Genomic DNA, 26,657 nt, shown 5'->3' on the forward strand with positions numbered 1-26,657 from the left:
TCTTGTCAGCCAGTCCCTTCCAACCCGTCCCTTCCAGCAAGCAAATACACGAGGCCCCGGCCCCAGCCGCGGCCAGCCGTGCTGTCAGTACCCGCTGTCCGCACCGTGACCATCAGGAGCCCTCCACGTGACCACGCCCGCAGACCAGCAACCCCTGACCATCCTGATAGCCGCCGACACCTACCCGCCGCACATCAACGGTGCAGCCCAGTTCGGCTACCGCCTGGCGAAGGGAATGACCGGCCGCGGGCACAACGTGCACGTGCTGGCCTGCCGTGCAGACAACGGGAAGAGCTTTACCGAGTTCCGGTCGGAAGCAACCGTCCACCGGCTCCGCTCGCACGGCGTCCCCACGCATGAATACTTCCGGATCTGCTTACCCTGGGAAATCAAGAAGGAAATCAGCCTCCTCTTCGACCGCGTCCAGCCCGACGTGGTGCACATCCAGAGCCACTACATGATCGGCGAGCACGTTCTGTACGAGGCTGTCCGGCGCGGCATCCGCATTGTTGCCACCAACCACTTCATGCCGGAAAACCTCAACCCTTTCCTTCCGTTTCCCCAGTGGTTCAAGAACATCATCGGGCGCATCTCCTGGAAGGACATGGGCAAGGTCATGGGCCAGGCGGACGTGGTCACCACGCCCACCCCGCTGGCGGCCAAAGCCATGCACCAGCATGCCTTCCTGCGCAAAGTCCTTCCGCTCTCCAACGGCATTGACTCCGCCGCCTACGAACCGCAGCCCGGCGAAGACATCGAGCCGCACCCCCACCCCACAGTGTTGTTCGTGGGCCGCCTGGCAGAGGAAAAGCACGTGGACGTGCTGATCGAGGCCGTCAGCAAGACGCCCCCCGAAATGAAAGTGCAGCTTGAGATCGTGGGCGGCGGCGAGGTCCGGTCCAACCTCGAAAACCTCGTCCAGCGGCTCGGGCTGGGGGACAGGGTGAAGTTCCTGGGCCTGGCCAGCGACGAGGAACTGCGGAAGGCCTACATCCGGGCTGATCTGTTCTGCATGCCCGGCACCGCGGAGCTCCAGTCACTGGTGACCCTGGAAGCGATGTCGGCGTCCACCCCGGTTGTACTCGCAGACGCCATGGCCTTGCCGCACCTGGTGCGCGACGGCGAGAACGGGTACCTGTTCACCCCTGGCGACAGCGATGACCTGGCCAAAAAGATCACGCTGATCCTGGAGTTGCCCGCCGACCAGCGCGCCGCCATGGGCCAGGCCAGCCGGCAGATGGTGGAACCGCACAGCATCCAAGGCACCCTGCAGACCTTCGAGGACCTGTACCGGGGCGCACGTTTCGAGGACAAAGTGGTCTGAACGGGTTCCGGGGTTTGCTAGAGTGTTTTTGCCCTGCCGCCGCCACGCGTGGGAGGTTCGGGCATCAAGGGGCTATAGCTCAGCTGGTTAGAGCGCGGGACTCATAATCCTAAGGTCCTCGGTTCAAGTCCGAGTAGCCCTACTTTCTGCTTCCGGCATCCCTGCCGGTGTGCATCGCCGGCCGCGGTTTCCTTTTGGTTATAAGTCAAAATGTGGACGCTCCATCACCTGCTGCACCAAATCGGGGAACGCTCCATCAGCTCCCGCAACATACCGGGGAACGGTCCATCAGCTCCCGCAACATACCGGGGACGCTCTATCAGCTCCCGCAACATACCGGGGACGCTCTATCAGCTCCCGCCGCATACCGGGGACGCTCTATCACTTCCCGCCGCATACCGGGGACGCTCTATCACTTCCCGCCGCATACCGGGGAACGCTCCATCCCTCTTGGCAGCCTCCCGGGGTTGCTCTCCCGCACGCTGCCCGCGGCGGCAGCGCCGCCGTCAAACCGCACGCGAACTGATAGAGCGATGTTCTGAAAGCTGCAGGAGCTGATAGAGCGATGTTCTGAATGCTGCAGGAGGTGATGGGGCGTGAGTCGGAAGCAGGCCCTGCCATACACACTTCTTGTCCTTCAACCCTTCCTTTCCTAAGGTGCCGATTTGCGGTATGTTACTCAGCAGTAACTTACCGTGCTCATTCCGCGAGCCCGTCACCGCTGATCACTTGCGAGGTACCCATGTCCACTTCCGCTGCCGACCTCGACCTGCCCTACCCCGACGGCGACTTCTATGCCTTCGAGCAGATGCTCAGTTCCAAGGAGCAGGACCGGCTGGCGGAGATCCGGGAGTTCCTGGCCCGCGAGGTGAAGCCCATCGCCGTGGATTGGTGGAACCGGGGCGAATTCCCCATGGATCTGATTCCCAAGCTTGCGGAGATCGACCTCATCAGCCCGGTCCGGCGGCAAGGCCACTCCAACCTCTTCGCCGGCCTGATGCACGCCGAGGTGACACGCGCCGACGCGTCCATCTCCACCTTCATGGGCGTGCACGACGGACTCTTCACTGGTTCCATTGAAGCGCTGGCCTCCCAGGAACAAAAGGACGCCTGGCTTCCGGACATCTACGCGCTAAAGAAAATCGGGGCGTTCGGCCTGACGGAACCCCTCGGCGGATCGGACGTTGCCGGAGGGACGCGCACCACTGCCCGGCGCGAGGGTGACTCGTGGATCCTCAACGGGGCCAAGCGCTGGATTGGAAACGCCACCTTCTCCGACTGGGTGGTCGTCTATGCACGCGACGTCGAAGACAACCAGGTCAAAGGCTTCCTGGTGGACACCACGCTTGAGGGCTTCAATGCGGCGAAGATCGAGAACAAGATCGCCCTCCGGACAGTCCAGAACGCCGACATCACCCTGGAGAACGTGGTGGTACCTGACTTCTACAAGCTCGCCCACGCCAACAGCTTCCGCGACGTCAACAAGGTCCTTAAAGTCACCCGCCTCGGCGTCGCCTGGCAGGCGGTGGGCCAGCAGCTTGCCGCCTTCGACGTAGCACGCCGCTACGCCGTGGAGCGCCGGCAGTTCGGCCGGCCGCTGGCCTCCTTCCAGCTGGTCCAGAGCCAGCTAGTGCAGATGCTGGGTAACTCCGTCAGCTCCATGGGGATGATGGTGCGGCTGTCGCAGCTGGAGGACGCCGGTGAGGCGAAGGACGAGCAGTCCGCGCTGGCCAAGGCCTTCACTACGGCCAGGATGCGCGAGAGCGTGGCCATCGGCCGGAACCTTTTGGGCGGCAACGGCATCGTGACCGACTTCGAAATGGCAAAGATCTTCGCCGACGCCGAAGCCATCTACTCCTACGAGGGAACCCACGAGATCAACACCCTGGTGACCGGCCGGGCGATCACCGGTATCTCCGCAATCGTCTGAGCCGGGTCGCCGGCATCCGGCTGATTTATTGCTGTCTGTCAGCCCAGCGGCAGCAGGATGGATGGCCGCAGGTCCATCACAAACTGCAGCGGATTGACGTATTCGTCACCGCGCCGGACGCCCCAGTGGACGCAGGATGTGGCAGTGCAGTGGCCCGCAAGGAGCGTCCCGATCGGCTGCCCCGCGGCCACTGCGCTTCCAGCGGCCAAAGTACTCTCCACCGGTTCGAAGCTGCTGCGGAGGCCATTGCCATGGTCGATGGTGATCACCGGCCGGTCCACCACCACGCCCACAAAGCTGACGGTGCCCGCGGCCGGCGAGGTGACCTTTGCGCCGGCCGCTGCTCCCAGGTCCACGCCCCGGTGGCCGCTGAGCCAGGGCTTGGGCGGCGGATCAAAATCCCGCAGCACGGCCGGGCGCGGGGTGAGCGGCCACCGCCACGAGGGTTCGGCCACTGCTGCAGTGGAAGGGGCTGCAGCGGAAGTTATGGTCCCGGGCGCCAGTACTTCCCCGGTGGGGGCCAAAGATGCCGGCAGCAGGAGCAGGGCCGCCAGCAGTGCGGGTGGTTTCATGTGTCCAGCCTGCGCCGGTTGAAAAGCTGCCGGCAGGGGCAGGTTCCCCTATGTGGATAAGGTGCGGTGCTCTCGATGGTGGGAACGCAGCTAGAGCCCCGCGCCGCCGTCGTCCTTGCCCCCTTCCTTGTCCCGCTCCCTGTCCTCCGCCTGCAGGTGCCTGTAGTACACTTGATGGAGCAGTTTGCTGCGCCCTCAATGCTTTCCGCCCAGCGGCTATCCCAAAGGTTTTTTCCAACGGTATATGCCCCTGTCCGGCTTGCGTCGGCACATCTCATTCAGGAGTGTGGGGGAGCGGCGGCTGACTACGCGCGTCCAGCCCTCCATGGAGGATCGGGCTTCTTGCGGTCAGGACCACGGTCCTGATGAGAAGCGCGATGGACGCCAGGAGCACGGCCCGCCCGGGCCACGCTAATCAACCGTCAACTATTGGCAGGGTAAGAAGCCCCAGGGGTTTCTCATGAATGACCTGCCGGAAGGAGCGTCGGCATGCCCGTCGTAACCATGCGCCAGCTGCTTGACAGCGGCGTCCACTTTGGACACCAGACCCGCCGTTGGAACCCGAAGATGAAGCGCTTCATCTTCACGGAGCGCAACGGCATCTACATCATCGACCTTCAGCAGTCGCTGTCCTACATCGACCGCGCCTACGAGTTCGTGAAGGCCACCGTTGCACACGGCGGCACCGTCCTCTTCGTCGGTACCAAGAAGCAGGCCCAGGAAGCAATTGCCGAGCAGGCAACCCGCGTGGGCCAGCCGTACGTGAACCAGCGTTGGCTCGGCGGTATGCTGACCAACTTCCAGACCGTCGCCAAGCGCATCCAGCGCATGAAGGAACTCGAAGAGATCGACTTCGACGACGTCGCCGGCTCCGCTTACACCAAGAAGGAGCTCCTGCTCCTCAAGCGTGAACTCACCAAGCTCGAGTCCAACCTCGGCGGTATCCGCAACCTGACCAAGGCACCGTCCGTGCTCTGGATCGTGGACACCAAGAAGGAACACCTCGCCGTTGATGAGGCCAAGAAGCTGAACATCCCGGTTGTGGCCATCCTGGACACCAACTGCGATCCGGACGAGGTCGACTTCCCGATCCCGGGCAACGACGACGCCATCCGCTCCGTGAACCTCCTGACCCGCGTTGTTGCCGACGCCGTTGCTGAGGGCCTCATCGCCCGCAACAACCGCGCCACCGGCACCACCGAAGCTCCGGAAGAGCCGCTGGCCGAGTGGGAGCGCGAACTCCTCGAAGGCAGCAAGGCCGAAGCAGCTCCCGCCGCACAGGCAGAAGAAGCTGCAGCTCCCGCCGCACAGGCAGAAGAAGCTGCAGCTCCGGCCGCTGAGGAAGCACCGGCAGCTGCCGAGGCTCCTGCCGCTGAAGCTCCGGCTGAAGACGCCAAGTAACACAAGTACAACCGGATTCTCCGGTGCCGCCCGCGGCGCCGGAGCTGCTGACAGGATGGCGGCCCACCAGGTGGGGCGCCGTCCTGTCGGTCCGTACACCACAACACATTTCTAGACAGAGGGGTTCACATGGCGAACTACACTGCCGCGGACATCAAGGCCCTGCGCGAGCGCACCGGCGCCGGCATGATGGACGTCAAGAAGGCTCTTGACGAAGCCAACGGTGACGCCGAGAAGGCCATCGAGATCATCCGCATCAAGGGCCTCAAGGGCGCTACCAAGCGCGAGGGCCGCTCCACCGCTGAGGGCCTGGTGGCCGCAAAGGTCAGCAACGGCGTCGGCGTGATGATCGAAGTCAACTGCGAGACCGACTTCGTGGCCAAGGCTGACAAGTTCATCCAGCTGGCCGACAAGGTCCTGGCAGTTGCCGTCGAGTCCGGCGCAGCTGACCTCGAGACCCTGCTCGCCACCGAAGTTGACGGCAAGCCGCTCTCCGAGGTCGTCGTCGAAGAAGGCGCTGTCCTGGGCGAAAAGGTTGTTGTCCGCCGCATCTCCCGCGTCGAGGGCGCAACGGTTGACGCTTACCTGCACAAGACTTCCAAGGACCTTCCGGCCCAGGTTGGCGTGCTGTTCGCTGTTGACGGTGAAGGCGAAGCCGCTGCCACCGCCGCCCACGATGTTGCAGTCCACATCGCTGCCATGGCCCCGAACTACCTGACCCGCGACGACGTTCCGTCCGAGCTGGTTGAGTCCGAGCGCCGCATCGCCGAAGAGACCGCAAAGGCCGAGGGCAAGCCCGAAGCCGCACTCACCAAGATTGTGGAAGGCCGCGTGACCGGCTTCTACAAGGGTGAGGTGCTGGTTGACCAGGCATTTGCCAAGGACGCCAAGAAGTCCGTGGCGCAGGTCCTCGAAGAGGCCGGTGTCAAGGGAACCGCGTTCACGCGTTTCCGCGTCGGCTCCTAGCCGGTACTGCAAGGGGGTGGCCACTTCGGTGGCCGCCCCTTTTGCATGCAACGGGCCGGTTCCGAGCATCCGCCCGAGCAGGATAATCTTTTTTCAGACCCCCAACCGGAAGGCATCATGGAAGCCGTCAACACTGTAATGCAGCCAGAGAAAAGTCGACGCCGGGTCCTCCTGAAGCTTTCCGGCGAGGTTTTCGGCGGTGGGAAGCTGGGCGTTGACCCGGAGACTGTCCGCGACGTCGCCAAGCAGATCGCCGCAGCAGTCCCTGCGGTGGAAGTGGCCATCGTGGTCGGCGGCGGAAACTTCTTCCGCGGCGCCGAACTCTCCCAGAGCGGCATGGACCGCTCCCGGGCTGACTACATGGGCATGCTCGGAACTGTGATGAACTGCCTGGCACTGCAGGACTTCCTGGAGCAGGCCGGCGTCGAAACCCGGGTACAGAGCGCCATCACCATGGGACAGGTGGCCGAAGCGTACATTCCCCGCCGCGCCATCCGGCACATGGAAAAAGGCCGCGTGGTCATCTTCGGTGCAGGGGCCGGACTTCCATACTTCTCCACCGACACCGTCGCTGCCCAGCGCGCACTCGAAGTCCATGCCGACGTCGTCCTGATGGCCAAGAGCGGAGTGGACGCCGTCTACACCGCCGACCCCAAGAAGGACCCCACTGCCGAGCGGCTTGAGACTCTCAGCTATGACGACGCGCTCCGCCGCGATATCCGCGTGATGGACCAGACCGCCATGACCATGTGCAAGGACAACAACCTTTCCATGGTGGTCTTTGGCATGGAGGGTGAAGGAAACGTCACCCGCGCCATCCTGGGCGAAAAGCTCGGCACGCTGGTCACCGCCTAGCTGCGGCTAGGATGTTTTCAGGACAGTTCCGCCCCTGCCTTCGGGCCGGGGCCGGAAACAGCAACCGAGAACCACGTGCATGGAGCCGGCGCCCCGGACTGCACCAGAATCGTCAGGAGAGACCGTGATAGAAGAAACCTTGCTCGAAGCCGAAGAAAAAATGGACAAGGCAGTAGAGGTAGCCAAGGAAGACTTCGCTGGCATCCGTACCGGCCGGGCTAACCCGGGCCTCTACAACAAGGTCCTGGTGGAATACTACGGTTCCCCGACGCCGCTGCAGCAGCTCGCCTCGTTCGCCATCCCGGACGCCCGTACCATCCTGATCACCCCGTTCGACAAGACCGCGCTGCGGGACATCGAGCGTGCACTCAGCGACTCCGAGGTCGGCGCCAACCCGTCCAACGACGGCAACGTCATCCGGATCACCATCCCGGAGCTGACCAAGGAACGCCGCAAGGAATACGTCAAGATCGTCAAGACCAAGGGCGAGGACGCCAAGGTTTCCATCCGCAACATCCGCCGCAAGGCCAAGGAGACCCTGGACCGGCTGGTCAAGGACGGCGAGGCCGGCGAGGACGAGGGCACCCGGGCCGAAAAGGAACTGGACGGCATCACCAAGGCGCATGTGGACGGCATCGATGAGCTGCTTAAGCGCAAGGAAGCAGAGCTGCTCGAAGTCTGATGGGCCAGGCAGAGCAGGCCCCCGCACAACGGGCGCGCACAAGGGGGAAGCAGCCCAGGAGCAATCCAACACCAAAGGCCGGGCGCAACCTGCCGGCCGCGGTGGCGGTAGGCCTTGCCATGCTGTTCGCCGTGCTGGGCGGACTGCTGTTCCTCCCGCTCGGGTTCGTGGCGGTCACCACCACGTTCGCCGTGTTCGGTGTGTGGGAAATCTACCGGGCACTGGAAGCGAACGGCACCAGGATGCCCATCGTGCCGGTGATGACCGGCACGGTGGCCATGCCGTTCTGCGCCTACCTCGGCGGCATTGAAAGCCTGCTCTTTGCCATGCTGCTGAGCTCCGTGGCTGTCCTGCTGTGGCGGTCCGTGGAAAGCGCAGCCGGCTCCGCCAACAGCATCTTCGCCGGTGTGTTCACACTGGGCTGGGTGCCGTTTTTCATCAGCTTCGCCGCGCTTCCATTGCATGCCGCGGGAGCCGCCACCCCGCTGGGGCTCTGGCCGGGCGGCACCGTTCCCGACGGCGCTTGGCAAGTGGCGGTGATGCTGCTGCTGGTGGTGTCCAACGACACCTTCGGCTACCTGGTGGGCGCGTCCCTGGGCAAGCATCCCATGGCCCCGAAGATCAGCCCGAAGAAATCCTGGGAAGGGTTCGCCGGCTCCGTGGCGGGAGCCATGCTGATCGGCGTCCTCGCCAGCCTCTTTGTGCTGGACAAACCCTGGTGGGTGGGGATCATCCTGGCGGTGGGAACGGTAACGGCCGCCACTGCCGGCGACCTCGCCGAGTCCATGGTCAAACGCGAACTCGGCGTCAAGGACATGAGCAGCATCCTTCCCGGGCACGGCGGCGTGATGGACCGGCTCGACTCCATAGTGTTCGCCTCCCCGGTGGTATTCATCCTGTACGGGCTGCTCGCCGGAGCCTGACACGGACGCAGCCTGACACAAACCCTTGCCGGATCCGCCGCCACTAAACTGGGGCAGAAGCGATACGGCTGAAGAGCATTGAAGGAATCAAAGTGGCATTGGACATTCAACGGCAGATCCCTGCGTCCTTTGAGCGCGTACAGCGCAGCGAATATGGCTACAACGCCAAGCAGGTGGACCAGTTCCTGCAACGCGCACGGGTTTCCCTTGAAACCCCCGAGGCCGCAGCGCACCCCATCAACAGCTCCGATGTCCGGGCTGTCTCCTTTGATCCGGTGAAGGGCGGCTACTCCGCCGCTGTAGTTGATGCGGCACTGGACCGCCTCGAGGACGCCTTCGCCCGCCGCGAGCGGGATGAGTTGATTGCTGCGCGTGGCGAGGAGGCCTGGCTGCGTGAAATCGGGAACCTGTCCGGCATCCTCCGCGGCCGGCTGCACCGCCCCGACGGTGAGCGGTTCCGCCGCCCCGCGAAGAAAAAGGTCCGCAGCTACAACACCGACGACGTGGACCGGCTGTGCCGCGAACTTGTCGCGTACCTCGAACAGGATAAGCCGCTCAGCGTGGACAATGTCCGCCGGGCAGTCTTCCGTCCTGCGGCTGGCAAGGATGGCTATGAGGAAGCCCAGGTTGACGCATTCCTGGACCGGGTGGTTGAACTGATGGCGGCCATTGACTAGGACGGTTCAGTTTCCATCGGCCGGCGTGGGGGAGGCCGGCGTGGGGGACACCGGCGTAAACCTGCGCCAGATTGCCGCGTACGAGCGGTAGCGGAGGGAGGCGGAACCCGCCAGGAAGGCCAAGCCGCAGACTGCACGGCCGACGGCGGGATCAGCGTTCCGTGGCCAGCGGCCTTTCCGGGGTGTGCAGCCGCGTCATGACCCGGGCCATTGTCTTGGGGACCCGGTGCACAGTGGCGCGCGAGACGATCACCATCACGGCGAAGGCCGTTGGCACGGTCCACGCAGCCGGCTGGGCGAGCCACGGCGCAAGGTTCGAGGCTCCCACCAGCGCACCGGCGATCATCGCGCCGCCGCAGAGGATTCCGCCCGTCACCATCCCTGAGATGGCACCGGCGTCAGTAAGCCCCCGCCACCAGATGCCCAGCAGGAGCACCGGACATACGGTGGAGGCAGTGAAGGCGAAAACCAGGCCCACGCTGCCGGCCAGCGCCAGTGAGTCGGTCATGAAGGCGAACCCCAGCGGTACGACGGCGGAGATCACCGCCGCGAGCCGGAAGCCGCCCACTTCGCCGCCCAGGACATCCTGGCTGATGACGCCGGCCAGGGACACCACCAAGCCGGAGGTGGTGGACAGGAAAGCAGCAAAAGCGCCAGCCACCACCAGGGCCGAGAGCAGGTCCCCGGCCGCACCGGCAACGAGTTCGCCGGGCAGCAGCAGCACCATGGCGTCGGCCTGGTTGGCCCGGGCCAGGCCCGGGGCAAACATTCTGGCCACCAGCCCGTACGCCGTGGGAAACAGGTAGAACACGGACAACAGGCCCAGGACAATCAGCGTGGTCCGCCGGGCAGACTGCCCGTCAGGGTTGGTATAGAAGCGCACCAGCACGTGAGGCAGCCCGAGGGTGCCGAAAAGCAGGGCCACCAGCAGCGACACGTTCTGGTACGCCCCGGCAGGGGCCAGGCTGGTGGGATTCACCGCAGGAGGGGACAGGGCGGGTGTTCCGTTTCGGGCCAGCATAAAAATGATGAACAGGATGGGAACGGCCAGGGCGGTGAGCTTGAGCCAGTACTGGAAAGCCTGCACGAACGTGATGGAACGCATGCCGCCGGCCACTACCGTCAGGCATACCACGATCACCACCGCCACCGATCCCACCCAGGAAGGCAGTCCGGTGGTGATCCGGATGGTCAAGGCGGCGCCGTGGAGCTGCGGCACAATGTAGAGCCAGCCTACGAGCACCACTACCAGGCTGGTAACTTTCCGGACAATCTGTGAGTCCAGCCTCGCCTCGGTGAAGTCCGGGATCGTGTAGGCCCCGGACCGGCGCAGCGGGGCGGCAACAAACAACAGCAGCATCAGGTATCCGGCGGTGTAGCCCACGGGAAACCACAACGCGTCCGTCCCGGAGAGCAGGATGAGCCCGGCAACTCCCAGGAAACTTGCGGCCGAGAGGTATTCGCCGCCGATTGCCGAGGCATTCCACCAGGGGCGGACGGTCCGGGAAGCGACGTAGAAATCACCCGTGGTGCGGGAAATCCGGAGCCCGTAGAAGCCGATCACCGCCGTGGCCACGGAGACCACGGCGAGCGCAGCTATGGCCACGCTTGGATTCATGCTTCCGTCACTGGTTTCCTGCTCACTGTTTCCTGCTCACTGGTCCGTGCTCACTGTTTCCTGCTCACTGGTCACCGGCCAAGTCCCTGTACCGCGCCTCGTTCCGGGCCGCGGTCCGGACGTACAGCCAGGCACTGAGCCCGATCAGGGGGTAGATGCCGGCGCCCAGGAGAAGCCAATCGAACGGGATCCCTCCGATGCGGGTCTCCGACAGGCCGGGCACCACGGCGAGCAGCAGCGGGAAGGCGCCCAGGATGAGCAGGAACCCGCCAGCCACCACCAAGGCAAGCCGCAACTGGGAGCGGATCAGCGACCTGACGAACACCTGCCCCACTTCGGAGTCCTGGGCAGCCTCCCGGCTGTCCCGGGCGGGGAGGGCGGCGGATCGCGGCGCTGTCACGCGCACCCTGGTCATGCCTGCGGCCTGATCCGGGTGGCCCCCAGCTTTTCCCGGACTGTTGGCAGATGGCGGCGGCTGATGGGCAGTCCTGCGCCCGCGACAGTGACGCTGGGCCCGTCTGCTGCCAGCTTCATGGAGGTCACATGCTTCAGGGCCACGAGGTAGGAGCGGTGGGTCCTGATGAAGCCGGCATCCGCCCACTGCTGCTCAAGATCGGCCAGCGGTACCCTGATCAGGTAACTCGCATCTGCCGTGTGCAGCCTCGCGTAGTCACCCTGGGCCTGGACGTATGTGACGTCGTCCCGGCGGATCATCCTGGTGGTTCCGCCCTGGTCCACCGTGATCATCTCCGCTGCCGTCCCGCCGTCGCGCAGTTCACTGATGCGCCCCACTGACCGTGCCAGCCGTTCCGCACGGACCGGCTTGAGCAAATAATCCACGGCTGCGAGTTCGAAGGCCTTCAGCGCGTGGTCCTCGTCGGCGGTCACAAACACCACCGCCGGGGGATTCCTGCTCCCGCTGATGGCGCGGGCGATATCCAGGCCGGACACTGCCGGCATGTGGATGTCCAGGAAAACGGCGTCAATATGGCCTGCGGCCAGTGCTCGAAGGGCCTCGCTGCCGGAGGTGGCGCGCAGGACGGTGCCGATACGGTCGTCCCGGCCCAGGAGGAAAGCCAGTTCCTCAACGGCGGGCAGCTCATCGTCGACGACGAGGACGTTAATCATCTTCCTAGGTTAGCGTCCGCCCGGCCGGACCGGACGAGGCCCAGACGAGGCAGGGGGCTCAGGCATCGTGGCCAGGCTGGGACTTGGGGACGCGCATGGTGATCATTGTTCCTTCCCCGGGGGCGGTTTCGATGACGAGGCCGTGGTCGTTGCCGTACACCTGGCGGAGGCGGGCGTCCACGTTCCGCAGTCCCACGTGGTCGCCGTCGGTATGGCCGGCGAGCATGGACTGCAGCTGCGCCGGGTCCATGCCCACACCGTCGTCTTCGATCGTCACCTCGGCGAACGCGCCGGCGTCGTTCGCGGTGATGCTGATATGCCCCGGGCCCTCCTTGGCCTCCAGTCCGTGCCGCACGGCGTTTTCCACCAGCGGCTGCAGGCTGAGGAACGGGATGACCGTGCCCAGGACCTCGGGCGCAACGCGCAGGCTGACCTGGACGCGCTCGCCGAAGCGGGCCCGTTCCAGGAGCAGGTAGCGGTCGATGCAGCGGAGCTCCTCGGCCAGGGTGGTGAAGTCACCGTGCCGCCGGAAGGAGTAGCGGGTGAAGTCGGCGAACTCCACCACCAGTTCCCGGGCGCGAGCGGGATCGGTGTTGATGAAGGATGCGATGGCGTTCAGTGAGTTGTAAATGAAATGCGGGCTGATCTGGGCGCGCAGTGCCCGCACCTCGGCTTCCATCAGCAGCGTCCGTGATGCGTCCAGCTCTGCGAGCTCCACCTGGGCGGCCACCCAGTCGGCCACCTCACTGGTGGCCCGGACCAGCCCTGCACCGGCCGACGGCGCAAAAGCCGCCACCGCGCCCACCACGCGCGTGCCCGCACGCACCGGCGCGATCACCGCGGCGAGCGGACTGCCGGTCCCGTCCTTAGGCGCGCCGTCCGCACCCGTTGGGCTGCCGGCCGGCAGGACCGCCGTCCTGCCGCCTGCCAGCACCCCTTCCGCGAGGCGCATCACCTGCGGTTTCAGTTCCTCGGCCGCACCGTCCCATGCCAGTACGCCGGTGGTGTCAGTGATGGCCAGGGCCTCGCAGCCCAGCAACGTCCGCAGGTGCCGGCTGGCTTTTGCCGCGCCGGCGGGGTTCAGGCCGCGCCGCAGGTGCTGCCCCGCCTGGGATGCTGCATGAAGGGTGTGGTAGGTGGCGCGCTCCGCATCGGTGCCCAGGTCCCGGAAGGAGCGGAGCACCTTCAGGCCCACGCCGACGACGACGGCGACGGCCATGGCGATGACGGCCACGGCCGCGGCAGTCAGGAGGGGGGAGTCCGGCATGGTGCCCAGCGTAGCGGCGGGTGCCGTTTGTCGCAGCATCCCGACCGTTGAGCGACGACGGCCCGGACAGGTATGGCATGTGGTGCATCGCGGACAGCAGAGTGATTGCAGTCACACTTGCGGTTTCCCCTGTCCGGGATTTGCGGCGGGTGTGTCACAGGCAAGTCTCAATGAGGAGGAACGATGGGTAACGAGGCCCACACTCCGGACGCAGCGGCGTCCGTGGACTTTGAACAAGTCCAGTCGACCGGGCAGTTCCAGGAATTGCGCAAGCGTCACCGCAGCTTTGTCTTCCCCATGGCAGTCGTATTCCTGCTGTGGTACTTCGCATACGTCCTGCTGGCGGACTACGCCGTGGGCTTTATGTCCACCAAGGTCTGGGGCAACATCAACATCGGCCTGATACTCGGCCTGCTCCAGTTCGTTTCGACGTTTGCGATCACCGGCTGGTACGTCCACTACTCCAACAAGCGGCTTGACCCCATCGCCAAGGAGATCCGGGACGAGATCGAGGGGCACGAATTCGATAAGCACGGCAAGCGAGTGGGCGGAGCCAACAAATGATCAACATAGCTGCCGCGGTGGATGTCGCTGCCCTCAAGGACACCACCCTGCTGAACATGGGAATTTTCGGCCTGTTCGTTGCCGTCACCATGGTGATTGTGTTCCGCGCAAGCCGGAACAACAAGACCGCCGCCGACTACTACGCGGCCGGGCGCTCCTTCACCGGCTCCCAGAACGGCACCGCCATTGCCGGGGACTACCTCTCCGCGGCGTCCTTCCTGGGCATCACGGGCGCCATCGCCATCAACGGGTACGACGGCTTTATGTACTCCATTGGATTCCTGGTGGCGTGGCTTGTGGCGCTGCTCCTGGTAGCTGAACTGCTGCGCAACACGGGCAAGTTCACCATGGCCGATGTGCTTTCCTTCCGGTTGAAGCAGCGGCCCGTCCGCATCGCCGCCGCCATCTCCACCCTCGCTGTCTGCTTCTTCTACCTCCTGGCCCAGATGGCCGGCGCCGGAAGCCTCATCTCCCTGCTGCTGGGCATCAGCGACTTGCGGGGACAGGCGCTGGTGATCGTCGTCGTCGGCGCCCTGATGATCATGTACGTACTCATCGGCGGCATGAAAGGCACGACCTGGGTGCAAATCATCAAGGCGATCCTGCTCATTGCCGGTGCCGCCGTGATGACCTTCTGGGTCCTGGCGATCTACGGCTTCAACCTCTCCAGCCTCCTGGGCGCCGCAGTGGAGACGGCCAACAACCCCGCCGTCCTGAATCCCGGCCTGCAGTATGGCAAGACGGAAACCTCGAAGCTCGACTTCATGTCACTGGGCCTGGCACTGGTCCTGGGCACTGCAGCGCTGCCGCACGTACTCATGCGCTTCTACACGGTCCCCACCGCCAAGGAAGCCCGCAAGTCCGTGGTGTGGTCAATCTGGCTGATCGGCCTCTTCTACCTCTTCACCCTGGTGCTGGGTTACGGTGCTGCTGCACTGGTTGGTGCGGAAACCATCAAGGCTGCACCTGGTGCCGTGAACTCGGCTGCACCGCTGCTGGCCTTCTACCTGGGCGGGCCACTGCTGCTTGGCTTCATCTCGGCGGTGGCCTTCGCCACCATCCTCGCCGTTGTGGCCGGCTTGACCATCACCGCGGCGGCGTCCTTCGCGCATGACATCTACGCCAACGTCATCGCCAAGGGCAAGGCCGACGCCGACACCGAAGTCAGGGTGGCCCGGCGCACCGTGGTGGTCATCGGCATCCTCGCCATCCTGGGCGGCATTCTCGCCAACGGGCAGAACGTGGCGTTCCTCGTGGCCCTGGCGTTCGCCGTCGCTGCCTCGGCCAACCTGCCCACCATCATCTACTCCCTGTTCTGGCGGAGGTTCACCACCCAGGGCGCAGTATGGAGCATGTACGGCGGGCTGGGTGCGGCCATTGTCCTGATCATTTTCTCGCCGGTGGTTTCCGGCGGAGCGACTTCCATGATCAAGGACGCCAACTTCGCGTTGTTCCCGCTGAGCAACCCGGGCATCGTGTCCATCCCGCTGGCATTCCTGCTGGGCTGGCTCGGAACGGTGCTCGACAAGAAGCGCGAAGACACCGCCAAGCAGGCAGAAATGGAAGTCCGGTCGCTGACCGGCATCGGGGCAGAAAAGGCAGTCGACCACTGACCTGGGTTAGCCCCTGAGCGGGGTTAGTCCCTGATCCCTGGGGCCTGAACCGTTCCGGAATACGAAAAGAGCCTCTCCGCTTCGGGCGCAGAGGCTCTTTTCGTGTTCCTGGTGTTGTTTGGATCTAGGCCTTGGGCCGGAGTTTGATATTGGTCATCTTCAGCTCGTCCGTGCCTTCAAAACGGTAGGCAAGGTCCACTTCCTTGCCGTCACAGGTGATGACGCCGGCGACGTCCGCGGCTTTGACTCCGTTTTCGGTACTCACCGTGAAGTCGTTGTAGGACGGCTTGCATGAGTCATTCATTTCCAGGCTCTCGACGCCGGTGATGAAGGCTTCCTTGGACAGGTGTTGCTGCAGGGCAGGGTCAAGGTAGTCGTCATAGGCTTTGGCGTTTTCACCCGCGATGACCAGTTTGGTGAAACCGTCGGCAAGGCCCCGTGCCTGGGTGGTGGCACTGCCCGCCACGTTCACCAGGATGATGATCCCCAGGATCACGAGCAGCAGGACGCCGCCGATGCTGCCGAGGATGATCCAGAGCTTCCGCCGGCCCTTGGCCGGGGGCTGCTGGCCGGGCAGCCCGAACGGATTGGCTTCCTGGTGTCCGGTGGCGGGGGCCTGGTGGGGGCCGGCGGAAGCAGGGTAGGAACCTGAAGCCTGGTAGGCGCGTCCGCCCTGCACCGCCGGCTGCTGCAAGGCCGCGGGCGGCTGCTGCGGTGCATAACCGGGCTCTCCCGGCTGGTACGGTTCCTGAGGATTGCTCAAGATGGGGCCTTTCCGGCGGGGTGCATGGCACCGCGTGGTAGGGGGAACCTGTGCCGGTACCCGTGAATAACTTGCAACAGCCTATAGCGGGCGTGGCCGCCGTCGTACTTTGTGGCGGGGCTCCCCACCCCGGGCGGTGCTTGTTTGCGGCGCATGACCCGGCAGGCGGACAGGAACCGCTAGGTGCCCTGCGAACCACGCTCAAGCAGGGGCTGGACCCGGAACGGGATGAGCTCGCCCATGGCCAGGGCAGTATCCGTGCGCTCCACACCGTCGCAGGCGAGGATCTTTCCGTTGATCCGGAAAAGGTCCTCCGCATCCAGGGCCACCACGCGAAGCAGCAGGTCGGCGGAGCCTGTGAGCCCGTGACCTTCGAGGATTTCGGGCACATCAGCCAGGTCTTTGGCCAGCTGGGCAAGCTTTTGCTGCTGGACATGGACGGAGATAAAGGCCATCAGCGGGTAGCCAAGGGACACCGGATTGATCCGGCGTTCGAAGGACAGAAAAACGTGCTTTTTCTCCAGCTGGGCCAACCGGGCCTGCACCGTGTTCCTGGACAACCCGAGCTTCTGGGCAAGGGCCACCACCGTCCGTCGCGGATCCTGGGCCAGGGCCGAAAGCAGCCGCGTGTCAGTGCCATCCAGAGCTTGCATAATGCGCAACGTTAGCACCGTCCAAACCACCCGGACAGAGCATTCTGCTCACTGACGGCCGTGGTGGTTGTACCCAATGAGCATTGTGAGTAGGGTCACAGTTATCCGGGCAACGGCGCCCGGGAGGCCGGCGGCAGCGGGACCACAAGTCCGAAAACCGCAGGTCAACTTTCGTGAGAGGTTGCGGCTATCGTGTCTACAGACAGAACGGGCCAGGGCAGCGCAAGTGCCCCAAGCGCTGCTGATAACACCGGCGCGGGTATCCCGGCGGAAACCCCCGGACCGGGAACGGGACTTGTCCAGCTGATTACCCCTTCAGGGGAGCGGATCAGCCACCCGGAATTCGATCCCTGGTTGCAGGACATCACCGACGAGCAGTTGTGTTCTTTGTTCGAGGACATGACCGTCATCCGGCGCATCGACGTCGAAGCCACCGCCTTGCAGCGCCAGGGTGAGCTCGCGTTGTGGCCCCCGCTGCTCGGACAGGAGGCCGCCCAGATCGGCTCGGGCCGTGCCCTTCGCGAGGATGACTTTGTGTTCTCCAGCTACCGCGAAAACGGGGTTGCGTATTGCCGGGGTGTCGACCTGACGGACATCGTGCGGGTCTGGCGCGGGAATGCTTCATCCGGCTGGGATCCGTACTCCATCAACATGGCAACGCCGCAGATCATCATCGGTGCCCAGACCCTGCACGCCACCGGTTACGCCATGGGCATCCAGAATGACGGCGCGGATTGTGTGGCGGTGACGTATTTCGGCGACGGCGCCACCAGTGAAGGCGACGTCAACGAGGCGATGGTTTTTGCCGCGAGTTTCCAGGTGCCGGTGGTGTTTTTCTGCACGAACAATCACTGGGCCATTTCCGAACCGGTACGGCTCCAGTCGCACATCCAGTTGGCGGACCGGGCAGCCGGTTTCGGTATCCCCAGCCTGCGGGTGGACGGCAACGACGTCCTGGCCGTGATGGCCGCAACCAGGGTAGCGCTGGACCGCGCGCGGCGAGGCGGCGGTCCCACCTTCATTGAGGCGGTCAGCTACCGGATGGGTCCGCACACCACGGCCGATGACCCCACCCGCTACCGGGACGCCAATGAACTGGAGGACTGGGCGGAAAGGGACCCGATCAGCCGCGTTGAGGCATTGCTGGACCGCAAAGGCCTGCTGACGGCAGAACTGCAGCAGCAGGTCCGGGACAAGGCCGACGCCGTGGCACGGGAGATGCGCACGGGGTGCACCAGCATGCCGGATCCGCGCCCGCTGGACGTTTTCAAGCACGTTTACAGCACGCCCAACTCCTGGCTGGACCGGCAGCAGGACCACTACGCCCGTTACCTGGCTTCCTTCGGCGATCCCGCAGAAGCCGTATCAGAAGAAGGTGCACGCTGATGACCCAGATGACCTTTGCCCGCGCCATTAACGCCGGCCTGCGCAAATCTTTGGAAGACGATCCCAAGGTGGTCCTCCTGGGTGAGGACATCGGTGCGCTGGGCGGCGTGTTCAGGATTACCGACGGGCTGCAGAAGGATTTCGGCAAGCACCGTGTTGTGGACACGCCCCTGGCTGAATCGGCCATTGTGGGAACGGCTGTGGGCCTGGCCTACCGCGGCTACCGGCCCGTGGTGGAAATCCAGTTCGACGGCTTTATCTACCCGGCGTTCGACCAGATCGTCAGCCAGGTGGCCAAGCTGCACTACCGGACGCGCGGAGCGGTCAAAATGCCCATCACCATCAGGGTCCCGTTCGGCGGCGGCATCGGCTCGCCCGAGCACCACTCCGAATCGCCGGAAGCGTACTTCACGCACACGTCCGGCCTGCGCGTGGTGACAGTATCCAACCCGCAGGACGCCCATACCGTCATCCGGCAGGCCATCTCCTGCGACGACCCCGTGCTCTATTTCGAGCCCAAGCGCCGCTACCACGACAAGGGCGAGGTGGACGAGAACATGGATCCGCGTGCAGCCGTGCCCATGGATCAGGCCCGCGTGGTCAGCGAGGGCACGGACGTCACCCTGGTGGCCTACGGTCCGCTCGTTAAGACTGCCCGGGACGCCGCCCTGGCAGCCGCAGATGAAGGGATTTCCATCGAGGTCATCGACCTCCGCTCACTGGCCCCAGTGGATTACGACACCGTGGTCGCGTCCGTCCGCAAGACCGGCCGGCTGGTGGTCACGCATGAAGCCGGCCAGTCGGGCGGCCTCGGCGCTGAGGTGGCGGCCAGCATCACCGAACGGTGCTTCTATTATCTGGAGGCGGCGCCGGTCCGGGTTACCGGCTTCGACATCCCGTACCCGTATTCCAAACTGGAAATGCACCACGTGCCGGGCCTGGACCGGATCCTCGATGGCGTGGACCGTGCCCTGGGCCGGCCGAACTCCCTCAGCGGGCTGGAAGGATGAGCGGCGCCATGATCAGGGAATTCAGGCTCCCGGACCTGGGCGAAGGACTCACCGAATCGGAAATCCTCAGCTGGAAGGTGGGGGTGGGGGATACCGTCACCCTGAACCAGGTGATTGCCGAGGTGGAGACCGCCAAGGCAGTGGTGGAGCTCCCGTCCCCCTTTGCGGGAGTCATCCGGGAACTTCACGAGCAGCCCGGCACCGTCGTGGAGGTGGGCAAGCCTATCGTCTCGTTCGAAGTAGCGGACGACGCCGGGGCTTCCTCCGATGCGCCCGCCACCCCCGCCTCGTCCCCGGCAGGGCAGGCGGAGGAAACGGAGCCGAACCCGGCACCAGCCAAAAGGGAACCGAACCTCGTGGGGTACGGCGCCGTCGTCGAAAGTTCCGGCCGGCCGGTGCGACGCCCCCGCAACCTGCCCCCGGTGGTTGAGTCTGTCGAAACCAAGCCTGTCGAAACCAAGCCTGTAGAAACCAGGCCTGTCGAAACCCGGCCCCGGTCCACTCCGCCGGTTCGGAAGTTCGCCAGGGACCTCGGTGTAGACCTGTCGCTGGTGTCGGGGACCGGCCTGCAGGGGCTGATCACCCGCGAGGACGTACAGCACTTTGTGGAGGGGCATTCCGCGGACGCAGGCTCTCCTGGACCGGAGACGGTTGCCGCGGCCGGCGCACAGTCCCGCCAGGATCGGGAAACCCGGACGCCCATCAAGGGAGTACGGAAGTTCACGGCAGCCGCCATGGTGGAGAGTGCCTTCACCGCGCCGCATGTCACGGAGTTCCTCACGGTGGATGTCACTGCGGCCATGGAGCTGCTGGCCAAGCTCAAGGGCACCCGCGAGTTCACGGGCCGCAAGCTGACGCCGCTCACACTCGCGGCGAAGGCCGTCCTGATCGCGCTGCGTCGCAACCCCGCCCTCAATACCCGTTGGGACGAGGCGAACCAGGAGATCGTGGCCTTCAACTATGTGAACCTGGGCATCGCAGCCGCCACTCCGCGGGGATTGACCGTGCCCAACATCAAGGATGCCGATTCGCTGTCCCTCCTTCAGCTGGCGGAGGCGTTGACTGAACTGGCAGAAACCGCGCGTGCGGGCAAGACCACGCCGGCCGACCTGTCCGGCGGAACCATCTCCATCACCAATATCGGCGTCTTCGGGATCGATGCGGGCACTCCCATCCTTAACCCGGGGGAGGCCGCCATCCTCGCCGTCGGAGCAGTGCGGAATACGCCATGGGAGTACCAGGGTGAAGTGGCCCTTCGCCAGGTCCTCACACTGAGCCTGTCCTTTGACCACCGCCTGGTGGACGGGGAACAAGGCTCGCGCTTCCTGGCGGATGTGGGCGCCATCCTCGCCGACCCCGGAATGGTCCTGGCCATGGTCTAGGTTGTGCTCCCGTATTGCAGCCGCGGCCCTGGACCGCATAAGCGTTGCTGCCCGGCACCGCTTATGCGGCCCAGGGCCGTCATCATGCCGCAGCGGGTCGGTTCCACAACTGGGTGGTATCAAAAGGCCAGGTTCTAGTCCTGCGGCGCGTCGACCAGCAGCGCTGCCAGGGCCATGCTCTCCAGCAGGGGCCGCGCGGAGCGGGCCGCCATTTTCCGGCCGTGGCTGCGCACGGAGTGGGGCGTGGAGTTGATCAGCCCGAACGTGGCATGCGCCCGCATCCGGAGCTCGGCGATGTCGGTGCCCGGGTGCAGCTTGGCGAGGATATCCACCCACACCTCGACGTAACTCAATTGGAGCGCCCTTACTGCTGACTGGTCCTGCTCCGAGAGGTTGCTGAAATCCCTGTCCTGGACGCGGATGACGTCGGGCTTGCCCAGGGCAAAGTCCACCTGGAACTCCACCAGGCGCCGCAGCGCCGAGGCAGGGTCTGCATTGCGGGCCACAACCTCGCGGCCGCCGTCGAGCAACTCCTGGCTGACCGTGACCAGAAGGTCGGCGAGGACCGCCTGTTTGCCGGGAAAGTGGCGGTAGACCGCAGGCCCGCTGACCCCGGCAGCCGAACCCAGGTCCTCCAGCGAAACACGGTTGAACCCGTTGATCGCAAACAGCGACGCCGCAGCTGACAGCAATGCCTGCCGGCGGCTCTCTTTCGCCTGCCCGCGCTGTGTTGCCGGGAGCTGGGCGGGGTAGCGGGGCTGTGTGGTGGCGTCGGTGCTGCGCACATTTCCTCCTCGGATCCCGCAGATCTTAGCAAGAGCAGCTATGTGTTGGACTTCACAGTTAATAAAGACTAACCTGAATTTCAGTTATTCGGCGCTAACCGAGTTTGCCGTAGAAGGGCTCGGATTGGAACAGGAACGGACCGTCAATGGAGACCCTTGCCACCCGGCTCGATGCAACTGCCGAAGCATATGCAGCCAACCGTGCCGCCCAGCGGGAACTCAGCGAAGAACTGCGGAAGAAACTGGCGGACGCAGCGCTGGGGGGACCGGAAAAATCCAGGCAGCGACACGTAGCACGGGGCAAGCTCCTGCCGCGCGAGCGCATCGACCAGCTGCTGGATGACGGCAGCCCGTTCCTGGAAATTGCGCCGCTCGCAGCCAATGGGATGTACAACGACGAGGCCCCCGGCGCGGGAGTGATTGCCGGCATCGGATTGGTCCACGGCCGCCACGTGCTGGTGATTTCCAACGACGCCACGGTCAAAGGCGGCACCTACTATCCAATGACTGTCAAGAAACACCTGCGGGCCCAGGAGACCGCCCTGGAAAACCGGCTGCCCTGCATCTACCTGGTGGATTCCGGCGGTGCCTACCTGCCGAAGCAGGATGAGGTCTTTCCGGACAAGGATCACTTCGGCAGGATCTTTTACAACCAGGCGCGGCTTTCGGCGGCCAAGATCCCGCAGATCGCCGCCGTGATGGGCTCGTGCACGGCCGGTGGTGCCTACGTGCCCGCCATGAGTGACGAAACAGTGATCGTCCGGAACCAGGGCACGATCTTCCTGGGCGGTCCGCCGCTGGTGAAGGCCGCGATCGGCGAAATCGTCACCCCGGAGGAGCTGGGCGGCGGTGAAGTGCATTCCAGGATTTCCGGCGTGACGGACCACCTTGCCGAAAATGATGAACACGCGCTGCAAATCATCCGCGACATCGTGGCCACGCTCCCGCCTCCGGCCCTGCCCGTCTGGGAGGTGGGCGCCGCCGTCGAACCCGCCACGGACCCCGACGGGCTCTACGGCGCTGTACCCACGGACGTCAACGCCCCGTACGACGTCCACGAAGTCATCGCCAGGCTGGTTGATGGCAGCAAATTCCACGAGTTCAAGAAGGAGTACGGCACCACCCTGGTGACCGGGTTTGCCCGGCTGTACGGCCATCCGGTGGGCATCGTGGCCAACAACGGCGTGCTGTTCAGCGAGTCCTCGCTCAAAGGCGCGCACTTCATCGAGCTCTGCGACCAGCGCGGGATCCCGCTGGTGTTCCTGCAGAACATCTCCGGGTTCATGGTGGGTAAGGACTCGGAACAAGGCGGTATCGCCAAAAACGGGGCGAAGATGGTTACAGCCGTCGCTACCGCTCGAGTGCCCAAACTGACAGTGGTCATCGGCGGTTCCTTCGGCGCCGGCAACTACTCCATGTGTGGCCGCGCGTACTCACCGCGGTTCCTGTGGATGTGGCCGGCGGCCCGGATCTCCGTAATGGGCGGAAACCAGGCCGCCAGTGTCCTGGCCACCGTCAAGCGGGACCAGTATGAAGCGGCCGGCGAGGAGTGGTCCGCCGGGGACGAGGAGGCCTTCAAAGCGCCCATCCGCCGGCAATACGAGGACCAGGGCAGCCCGTACTACTCCACCGCCCGGCTGTGGGATGACGGCGTGATAGATCCCGCCGACACCCGGACCGTCCTGGGCCTGGCGCTGGACGTTGTGTCCCGCACCCCGCTGCCGGAAACCTCCTTCGGCCTCTTCAGGATGTGAGCCGTATGACCATTCCTTCCCTTACCAGCGCCCCCACGGCCCGTAAGCCGCTCTTCGGGACAGTCCTGGTGGCCAACCGCGGCGAGATTGCATGCCGTGTGATCCGTACCCTTCGGACCCTGGGCATCCGTTCGGTCGCCGTTTACAGCGATGCCGACGCCGGTGCCCGGCACGTGCGCGAAGCTGACACTGCCGTGCGGATCGGCCCGGCCCCCGCAACAGAGAGCTATCTGAAGATCGAGGCCATCATCGACGCCTGCCTCAGGACCAGAGCCGAAGCTGTGCATCCGGGCTATGGCTTCCTGAGTGAAAACGCCGACTTCGCCCGCGCCCTGGAGCAGGCCGGCGTCACCTTCATCGGCCCCGGCGTGGAGGCGCTGAACATGATGGGGGACAAGATCAGCTCCAAGAACCACGTGGCCGGTTACGGCGTCCCCGTGGTCCCTGGGGTGGCGCAGCCGGGCATGACCGATGAGCAGTTGATCCAGGCTGCCGGCGCCGTAGGATTTCCGCTGCTGATCAAACCCTCTGCGGGCGGCGGCGGCAAGGGCATGCACGTGGTGCAACGCCCGGAGGACCTCCCGGCCACCCTGGCCACTGCCCGAAGGGTGGCCGCAAGCGCGTTCGGTGATGACACGCTTTTCCTGGAACGGCTGGTGTCCACGCCCCGGCATATCGAAGTGCAGGTGCTCGCCGATATCCACGGCAACGTCATCCACCTGGGCGAGCGTGAATGTTCGCTGCAGCGGCGGCACCAGAAAGTCATCGAGGAGGCGCCCTCGCCACTGCTTGAGGGGCACCCGGAGGGCGGCGCCATTCGCGCCCGCATCGGTGAGGCCGCCTGCAATGCTGCCCGCAGCGTCAATTACAGTGGCGCGGGAACGGTGGAGTTCCTTGTCTCCGACGAGGCGCCGGACGAGTTCTACTTCATGGAGATGAATACCCGGCTGCAGGTGGAGCATCCGGTCACCGAGATGGTCACCGGGGTGGACCTGGTCGAATGGCAGGTGCGGATCGCCGCCGGTGAGGAACTCAGCCTCCGGCAGGCCGACGTCGAACTTAATGGGCACGCTGCGGAGGCACGGGTTTACGCCGAGATGCCGGAGAAGAACTTCCTGCCGTCAACAGGGACAGTGCTTCTGCTGGATGAACTGCCTGGTCCGAGGCAGCGGCCGAGCGCCCCCGCCCGAAGCGAAACGGAAACAGCAGGGGGCCGTGTCCGGGTGGACTCCTCCCTGGTTGAAGGCCTGGAAATTTCCTCCAGTTACGATCCCATGATTTCCAAGGTGATCGCATGGGGTCAGGACCGTGCGGCCGCCCTGGATACCCTGGACGCTGCGCTCGCAGGCCACACAGCACTGGGCGTGGACACGAACGTCGAGTACTTGCGGCTGCTGATCAATGACGCAGACGTGCGGGCAGGGCACCTCGATACCGGCCTGATCGAGCGTAAGCTGCCGGAGCTTGCCTTCCGGCGCGTGGGTGACGCCGAACTGGTGGCGGCAGCGATCTTCGTACTCCAGGCCATTGAACATGGCCCTCCCGCCGCCGGCCCGTGGCAGGTCCGCAACGGTTGGCGGCTGGGCGCGCCGGCGCCCCGCCGGATCAGCCTGGGAACACCCGACGGCGGCGTGGCCACCGTGGCGGTCAGCGGCAGCATCAGCACTGGAGATATTGCGGTCCGCGTGGACGGCGGGCCATTGCGCCAGGCATCCCTCCAGCGCCCCAGCCGGAACAGCATCGAGCTTCGCCTGGAGGGCACGGACCGCGAATACTCGTTCGCCCCCGTCTACACCGGCCCCACCCCGCCAGGCCTGGACACACCCCAGCCGCTCTCGCCCTCGCAACTTTTCCTCGGAACCGGGGGCTGGTCCTGCCGGCTGGACGTCCTGACGCGGGAGTCGCGGCTTGAGCGGGTGCTTGCAGCCATCCAGCGGGAGGAGGGCACGGCCGATCCCGCGGTACGCTCGCCCATGCCGGGAACGGTGGTGTCCGTTCCGGTCAGCGACGGGGAGGCCGTCACCCTGGGGCAGGTGCTCGTTTCCGTGGAGGCAATGAAGATGGAGCACCAGCTGCTGGCTCCGCTGGACGGAACAGTGCATCTCAGCATCCGGCCGGGTGACCTGGTCAAGGCTGACCAGGTGCTGGCCACCATTCATCCGCATCCCTCCAGTGACAGCAGCAGCCAGCCCCCAGACACAGACGCAACCGCAGACGCAACAGGCAAAGGAGCCTAGACATGGCAGGTTTTGAACTCAGCGAGGAATACCAGGACCTGAGCAACACCGTCCGCGAATTCGCCGACGAAGTGGTGGCTCCTGTATCGGCCAAGCACGACGAGGAGCACAGTTTCCCGTACGAGGTGGTCAAGCAGATGGCGGAGATGGGCCTGTTCGGGCTGCCCTTCCCGGAGGAATTTGGCGGGATGGGCGGGGACTACTTCGCCCTGGCGCTCGCGCTGGAGCAGCTTGGCCGTGTGGACCAGTCAGTTGCGATCACCCTTGAGGCAGGTGTCTCCCTGGGCGCAATGCCGGTCTACCGTTTCGGCACCGAGGAGCAGAAGCAGGAGTGGCTGCCCATGCTCGCGTCCGGCCAGGCGCTCGCCGGCTTCGGCCTGACCGAACCGGAGGCGGGCTCGGACGCGGGCGGCACGAAAACCTACGCCAGGCGCGAGGGTGGCGAGTGGGTGATCAACGGCAACAAAGAGTTCATCACCAACTCGGGCACGGACATCACCCGCCTCGTCACCGTCACCGCGGTCACGGGGCAGAAGGAACGTGCGGACGGGTCGGTCCAGAAGGAGATCTCCACCATCCTGGTACCTACCGACACGCCCGGCTTCAAGGCGGAGAAGCCGTACAACAAGGTGGGATGGAACGCCTCCGACACCCACCCCCTTACCCTGAAGGACGTCCGCGTCCCGGAGAAAAACCTGCTGGGTGCCGAAGGCCGTGGCTACGCCAACTTCCTCTCCATCCTGGACGAGGGACGCATCGCCATCGCGGCCCTGGCCACCGGCGCCGCGCAGGGCTGCGCGGACCTTTCGGTCAAATACGCCAAGGAGCGCAGGGCGTTCGGCCAGGAAATCGGCAAGTACCAGGCCATCGCTTTCAAGATTGCCAGGATGGAAGCCAGGGCCCACACTGCCCGCCTGGCCTATTACGATGCGGCTGCCCGGATGCTTGCCGGGAATCCGTTCAAGACGCAGGCGGCCATCGCTAAGATGGTCGCAGGCGAGGCGGCCATGGATAACGCGCGGGATGCCACCCAGGTGTTCGGCGGCTATGGCTTCATCAACGAGTTCACCGTGGCACGCCATTACCGCGACTCCAAGATCCTTGAAGTGGGGGAGGGCACTACGGAGGTCCAGCTGATGCTGATCGCCCGCGAGTTGGGTCTGTAGT

General features: G+C 64.9%; 24 protein-coding genes and 1 tRNA gene. 17 read left to right on the forward strand and 8 right to left on the reverse strand.

Translation table 11 applies throughout. The features are described 5' to 3' along the window. Positions 1-127 precede the first annotated feature (127 nt). The 3 genes from FBY31_RS20720 to FBY31_RS20730 all read left to right on the forward strand — a co-directional run bounded on the left by FBY31_RS20720 (position 128) and on the right by FBY31_RS20730 (position 3,254). Positions 128-1,324 (forward strand): glycosyltransferase, encoded by a 1,197-nt coding sequence (locus FBY31_RS20720; RefSeq protein WP_142044731.1) that lies wholly within the window; start codon positions 128-130, stop codon positions 1,322-1,324. 68 nt (positions 1,325-1,392) lie between these two features. Beyond that, a tRNA-Ile gene (locus FBY31_RS20725) sits at positions 1,393-1,466 on the forward strand. A gap of 600 nt (positions 1,467-2,066) precedes the next feature. Next, positions 2,067-3,254: an acyl-CoA dehydrogenase family protein gene (locus FBY31_RS20730; protein ID WP_142044733.1), complete on the forward strand. Its 1,188-nt coding sequence runs from the start codon at positions 2,067-2,069 to the stop codon at positions 3,252-3,254. Between the two features lie 38 nt (positions 3,255-3,292). Here FBY31_RS20730 and FBY31_RS20735 read toward each other — a convergent pair whose 3' ends face one another. Beyond that, a complete protein-coding gene (locus FBY31_RS20735) occupies positions 3,293-3,826 on the reverse strand; it encodes a murein hydrolase activator EnvC family protein (RefSeq protein ID WP_142044735.1) in 534 nt (177 codons plus the stop codon). Positions 3,827-4,315: 489 nt separating this feature from the next. Here FBY31_RS20735 and rpsB point away from each other — a divergent pair, with 489 nt between their 5' ends. The 6 genes from rpsB (at position 4,316) to FBY31_RS20765 (ending at position 9,330) form a co-directional block, all read left to right on the forward strand. Further along, entirely contained in the window at positions 4,316-5,227 is a 912-nt protein-coding gene (gene rpsB / locus FBY31_RS20740) for a 30S ribosomal protein S2 (RefSeq protein ID WP_142044737.1), read from the forward strand. Positions 5,228-5,356: 129 nt separating this feature from the next. Further along, the gene (gene tsf, locus FBY31_RS20745; protein WP_142044739.1) at positions 5,357-6,193 is read left to right on the forward strand and encodes a translation elongation factor Ts; all 837 of its coding nucleotides are present in this window, start codon (positions 5,357-5,359) and stop codon (positions 6,191-6,193) included. A 117-nt stretch (positions 6,194-6,310) separates the two neighbouring features. Beyond that, positions 6,311-7,048 carry a UMP kinase gene (pyrH, locus tag FBY31_RS20750; protein WP_142044741.1) on the forward strand — a complete coding sequence of 246 codons (738 nt, stop codon included), beginning with the start codon at positions 6,311-6,313 and terminating at the stop codon, positions 7,046-7,048. Positions 7,049-7,172: 124 nt separating this feature from the next. After that, complete coding sequence (frr, locus tag FBY31_RS20755) at positions 7,173-7,730, forward strand: ribosome recycling factor (RefSeq protein ID WP_142044743.1); 558 nt, start codon at positions 7,173-7,175, stop codon at positions 7,728-7,730. After that, complete coding sequence (locus FBY31_RS20760; protein ID WP_142044745.1) at positions 7,730-8,653, forward strand: phosphatidate cytidylyltransferase; 924 nt, start codon at positions 7,730-7,732, stop codon at positions 8,651-8,653. Before frr ends, FBY31_RS20760 begins: the two co-directional genes overlap by 1 nt. Positions 8,654-8,745: 92 nt before the next feature. Then, a complete protein-coding gene (locus FBY31_RS20765; protein WP_142044747.1) occupies positions 8,746-9,330 on the forward strand; it encodes a DivIVA domain-containing protein in 585 nt (194 codons plus the stop codon). Positions 9,331-9,481: 151 nt separating this feature from the next. Here the strand turns inward: FBY31_RS20765 and FBY31_RS20770 are convergent, their stop codons facing one another. The 4 genes from FBY31_RS20770 to FBY31_RS20785 form a co-directional block, all read right to left on the reverse strand. Continuing rightward, positions 9,482-10,948, reverse strand: coding sequence for a sodium/solute symporter (locus FBY31_RS20770; RefSeq protein ID WP_142044749.1), 1,467 nt, complete (start codon positions 10,946-10,948; stop codon positions 9,482-9,484). 64 nt (positions 10,949-11,012) lie between these two features. Then, positions 11,013-11,363: a DUF485 domain-containing protein gene (locus FBY31_RS20775; protein ID WP_142044751.1), complete on the reverse strand. Its 351-nt coding sequence runs from the start codon at positions 11,361-11,363 to the stop codon at positions 11,013-11,015. Further along, positions 11,360-12,076, reverse strand: coding sequence for a LytR/AlgR family response regulator transcription factor (locus FBY31_RS20780; protein ID WP_142044753.1), 717 nt, complete (start codon positions 12,074-12,076; stop codon positions 11,360-11,362). Before FBY31_RS20780 ends, FBY31_RS20775 begins: the two co-directional genes overlap by 4 nt. A gap of 58 nt (positions 12,077-12,134) precedes the next feature. Further along, positions 12,135-13,343, reverse strand: coding sequence for a sensor histidine kinase (locus tag FBY31_RS20785; protein ID WP_142044755.1), 1,209 nt, complete (start codon positions 13,341-13,343; stop codon positions 12,135-12,137). Positions 13,344-13,526: 183 nt separating this feature from the next. Between FBY31_RS20785 and FBY31_RS20790 the strand changes: the two genes are divergently transcribed. Beyond that, a complete protein-coding gene (locus FBY31_RS20790; RefSeq protein WP_142044757.1) occupies positions 13,527-13,907 on the forward strand; it encodes a DUF485 domain-containing protein in 381 nt (126 codons plus the stop codon). Then, positions 13,904-15,520, forward strand: coding sequence for a solute symporter family protein (locus tag FBY31_RS20795; protein ID WP_142044759.1), 1,617 nt, complete (start codon positions 13,904-13,906; stop codon positions 15,518-15,520). Before FBY31_RS20790 ends, FBY31_RS20795 begins: the two co-directional genes overlap by 4 nt. A gap of 124 nt (positions 15,521-15,644) precedes the next feature. Here the strand turns inward: FBY31_RS20795 and FBY31_RS20800 are convergent, their stop codons facing one another. Together FBY31_RS20800 and FBY31_RS20805 are read right to left on the reverse strand one after the other, a co-directional pair. Beyond that, positions 15,645-16,283, reverse strand: a complete 639-nt coding sequence (locus FBY31_RS20800) for a hypothetical protein (RefSeq protein WP_200833423.1) — start codon at positions 16,281-16,283, stop codon at positions 15,645-15,647. A 179-nt stretch (positions 16,284-16,462) separates the two neighbouring features. Next, positions 16,463-16,936, reverse strand: coding sequence for an Lrp/AsnC family transcriptional regulator (locus tag FBY31_RS20805; protein WP_142044761.1), 474 nt, complete (start codon positions 16,934-16,936; stop codon positions 16,463-16,465). Positions 16,937-17,128: 192 nt separating this feature from the next. On the opposite strand from FBY31_RS20805, the gene pdhA reads away from it, so the two are divergent. The 3 genes from pdhA to FBY31_RS20820 are packed head-to-tail and all read left to right on the forward strand — an operon-like array spanning position 17,129 to position 20,714. Then, on the forward strand, positions 17,129-18,322 hold the full coding sequence (gene pdhA / locus FBY31_RS20810; RefSeq protein WP_142044763.1) for a pyruvate dehydrogenase (acetyl-transferring) E1 component subunit alpha: 1,194 nt from the start codon (positions 17,129-17,131) through the stop codon (positions 18,320-18,322). Next, positions 18,322-19,332, forward strand: a complete 1,011-nt coding sequence (locus FBY31_RS20815) for an alpha-ketoacid dehydrogenase subunit beta (protein WP_142044765.1) — start codon at positions 18,322-18,324, stop codon at positions 19,330-19,332. Before pdhA ends, FBY31_RS20815 begins: the two co-directional genes overlap by 1 nt. After that, the gene (locus FBY31_RS20820; RefSeq protein WP_142044767.1) at positions 19,329-20,714 is read left to right on the forward strand and encodes a dihydrolipoamide acetyltransferase family protein; all 1,386 of its coding nucleotides are present in this window, start codon (positions 19,329-19,331) and stop codon (positions 20,712-20,714) included. Before FBY31_RS20815 ends, FBY31_RS20820 begins: the two co-directional genes overlap by 4 nt. Positions 20,715-20,848: 134 nt before the next feature. On the opposite strand, the gene FBY31_RS20825 is transcribed toward FBY31_RS20820, so the two are convergent. Next, complete coding sequence (locus tag FBY31_RS20825) at positions 20,849-21,499, reverse strand: SACE_7040 family transcriptional regulator (protein ID WP_142044769.1); 651 nt, start codon at positions 21,497-21,499, stop codon at positions 20,849-20,851. A 146-nt stretch (positions 21,500-21,645) separates the two neighbouring features. Here FBY31_RS20825 and FBY31_RS20830 point away from each other — a divergent pair, with 146 nt between their 5' ends. The 3 genes from FBY31_RS20830 to FBY31_RS20840 are packed head-to-tail and all read left to right on the forward strand — an operon-like array spanning position 21,646 to position 26,656. Then, entirely contained in the window at positions 21,646-23,253 is a 1,608-nt protein-coding gene (locus FBY31_RS20830; RefSeq protein WP_142044771.1) for a carboxyl transferase domain-containing protein, read from the forward strand. A 5-nt stretch (positions 23,254-23,258) separates the two neighbouring features. Then, entirely contained in the window at positions 23,259-25,490 is a 2,232-nt protein-coding gene (locus tag FBY31_RS20835) for an acetyl/propionyl/methylcrotonyl-CoA carboxylase subunit alpha (protein WP_142044773.1), read from the forward strand. Between the two features lie 2 nt (positions 25,491-25,492). Beyond that, positions 25,493-26,656 (forward strand): acyl-CoA dehydrogenase family protein, encoded by a 1,164-nt coding sequence (locus tag FBY31_RS20840; RefSeq protein ID WP_142044775.1) that lies wholly within the window; start codon positions 25,493-25,495, stop codon positions 26,654-26,656. Position 26,657: the final 1 nt, after the last annotated feature.

This window comes from Arthrobacter sp. SLBN-100 (assembly GCF_006715305.1).
Taxonomy (GTDB): domain Bacteria; phylum Actinomycetota; class Actinomycetes; order Actinomycetales; family Micrococcaceae; genus Arthrobacter.

Bases quoted from the DNA above. Each gene is read 5' to 3' on its own strand.
- FBY31_RS20730 (WP_142044733.1), top strand. From the start codon at position 2,067: ATGTCCACTTCCGCTGCCGACCTCGACCTGCCCTACCCCGACGGCGAC.
- FBY31_RS20735 (WP_142044735.1), bottom strand. From the start codon at position 3,826: ATGAAACCACCCGCACTGCTGGCGGCCCTGCTCCTGCTGCCGGCATCT.
- rpsB (WP_142044737.1), top strand. From the start codon at position 4,316: ATGCCCGTCGTAACCATGCGCCAGCTGCTTGACAGCGGCGTCCACTTT.
- tsf (WP_142044739.1), top strand. From the start codon at position 5,357: ATGGCGAACTACACTGCCGCGGACATCAAGGCCCTGCGCGAGCGCACC.
- pyrH (WP_142044741.1), top strand. From the start codon at position 6,311: ATGGAAGCCGTCAACACTGTAATGCAGCCAGAGAAAAGTCGACGCCGG.
- FBY31_RS20760 (WP_142044745.1), top strand. From the start codon at position 7,730: ATGGGCCAGGCAGAGCAGGCCCCCGCACAACGGGCGCGCACAAGGGGG.
- FBY31_RS20770 (WP_142044749.1), bottom strand. From the start codon at position 10,948: ATGAATCCAAGCGTGGCCATAGCTGCGCTCGCCGTGGTCTCCGTGGCC.
- FBY31_RS20775 (WP_142044751.1), bottom strand. From the start codon at position 11,363: ATGACCAGGGTGCGCGTGACAGCGCCGCGATCCGCCGCCCTCCCCGCC.
- FBY31_RS20780 (WP_142044753.1), bottom strand. From the start codon at position 12,076: ATGATTAACGTCCTCGTCGTCGACGATGAGCTGCCCGCCGTTGAGGAA.
- FBY31_RS20785 (WP_142044755.1), bottom strand. From the start codon at position 13,343: ATGCCGGACTCCCCCCTCCTGACTGCCGCGGCCGTGGCCGTCATCGCC.
- FBY31_RS20790 (WP_142044757.1), top strand. From the start codon at position 13,527: ATGGGTAACGAGGCCCACACTCCGGACGCAGCGGCGTCCGTGGACTTT.
- FBY31_RS20795 (WP_142044759.1), top strand. From the start codon at position 13,904: ATGATCAACATAGCTGCCGCGGTGGATGTCGCTGCCCTCAAGGACACC.
- FBY31_RS20805 (WP_142044761.1), bottom strand. From the start codon at position 16,936: ATGCAAGCTCTGGATGGCACTGACACGCGGCTGCTTTCGGCCCTGGCC.
- FBY31_RS20815 (WP_142044765.1), top strand. From the start codon at position 18,322: ATGACCCAGATGACCTTTGCCCGCGCCATTAACGCCGGCCTGCGCAAA.
- FBY31_RS20820 (WP_142044767.1), top strand. From the start codon at position 19,329: ATGAGCGGCGCCATGATCAGGGAATTCAGGCTCCCGGACCTGGGCGAA.
- FBY31_RS20830 (WP_142044771.1), top strand. From the start codon at position 21,646: ATGGAGACCCTTGCCACCCGGCTCGATGCAACTGCCGAAGCATATGCA.
- FBY31_RS20835 (WP_142044773.1), top strand. From the start codon at position 23,259: ATGACCATTCCTTCCCTTACCAGCGCCCCCACGGCCCGTAAGCCGCTC.
- FBY31_RS20840 (WP_142044775.1), top strand. From the start codon at position 25,493: ATGGCAGGTTTTGAACTCAGCGAGGAATACCAGGACCTGAGCAACACC.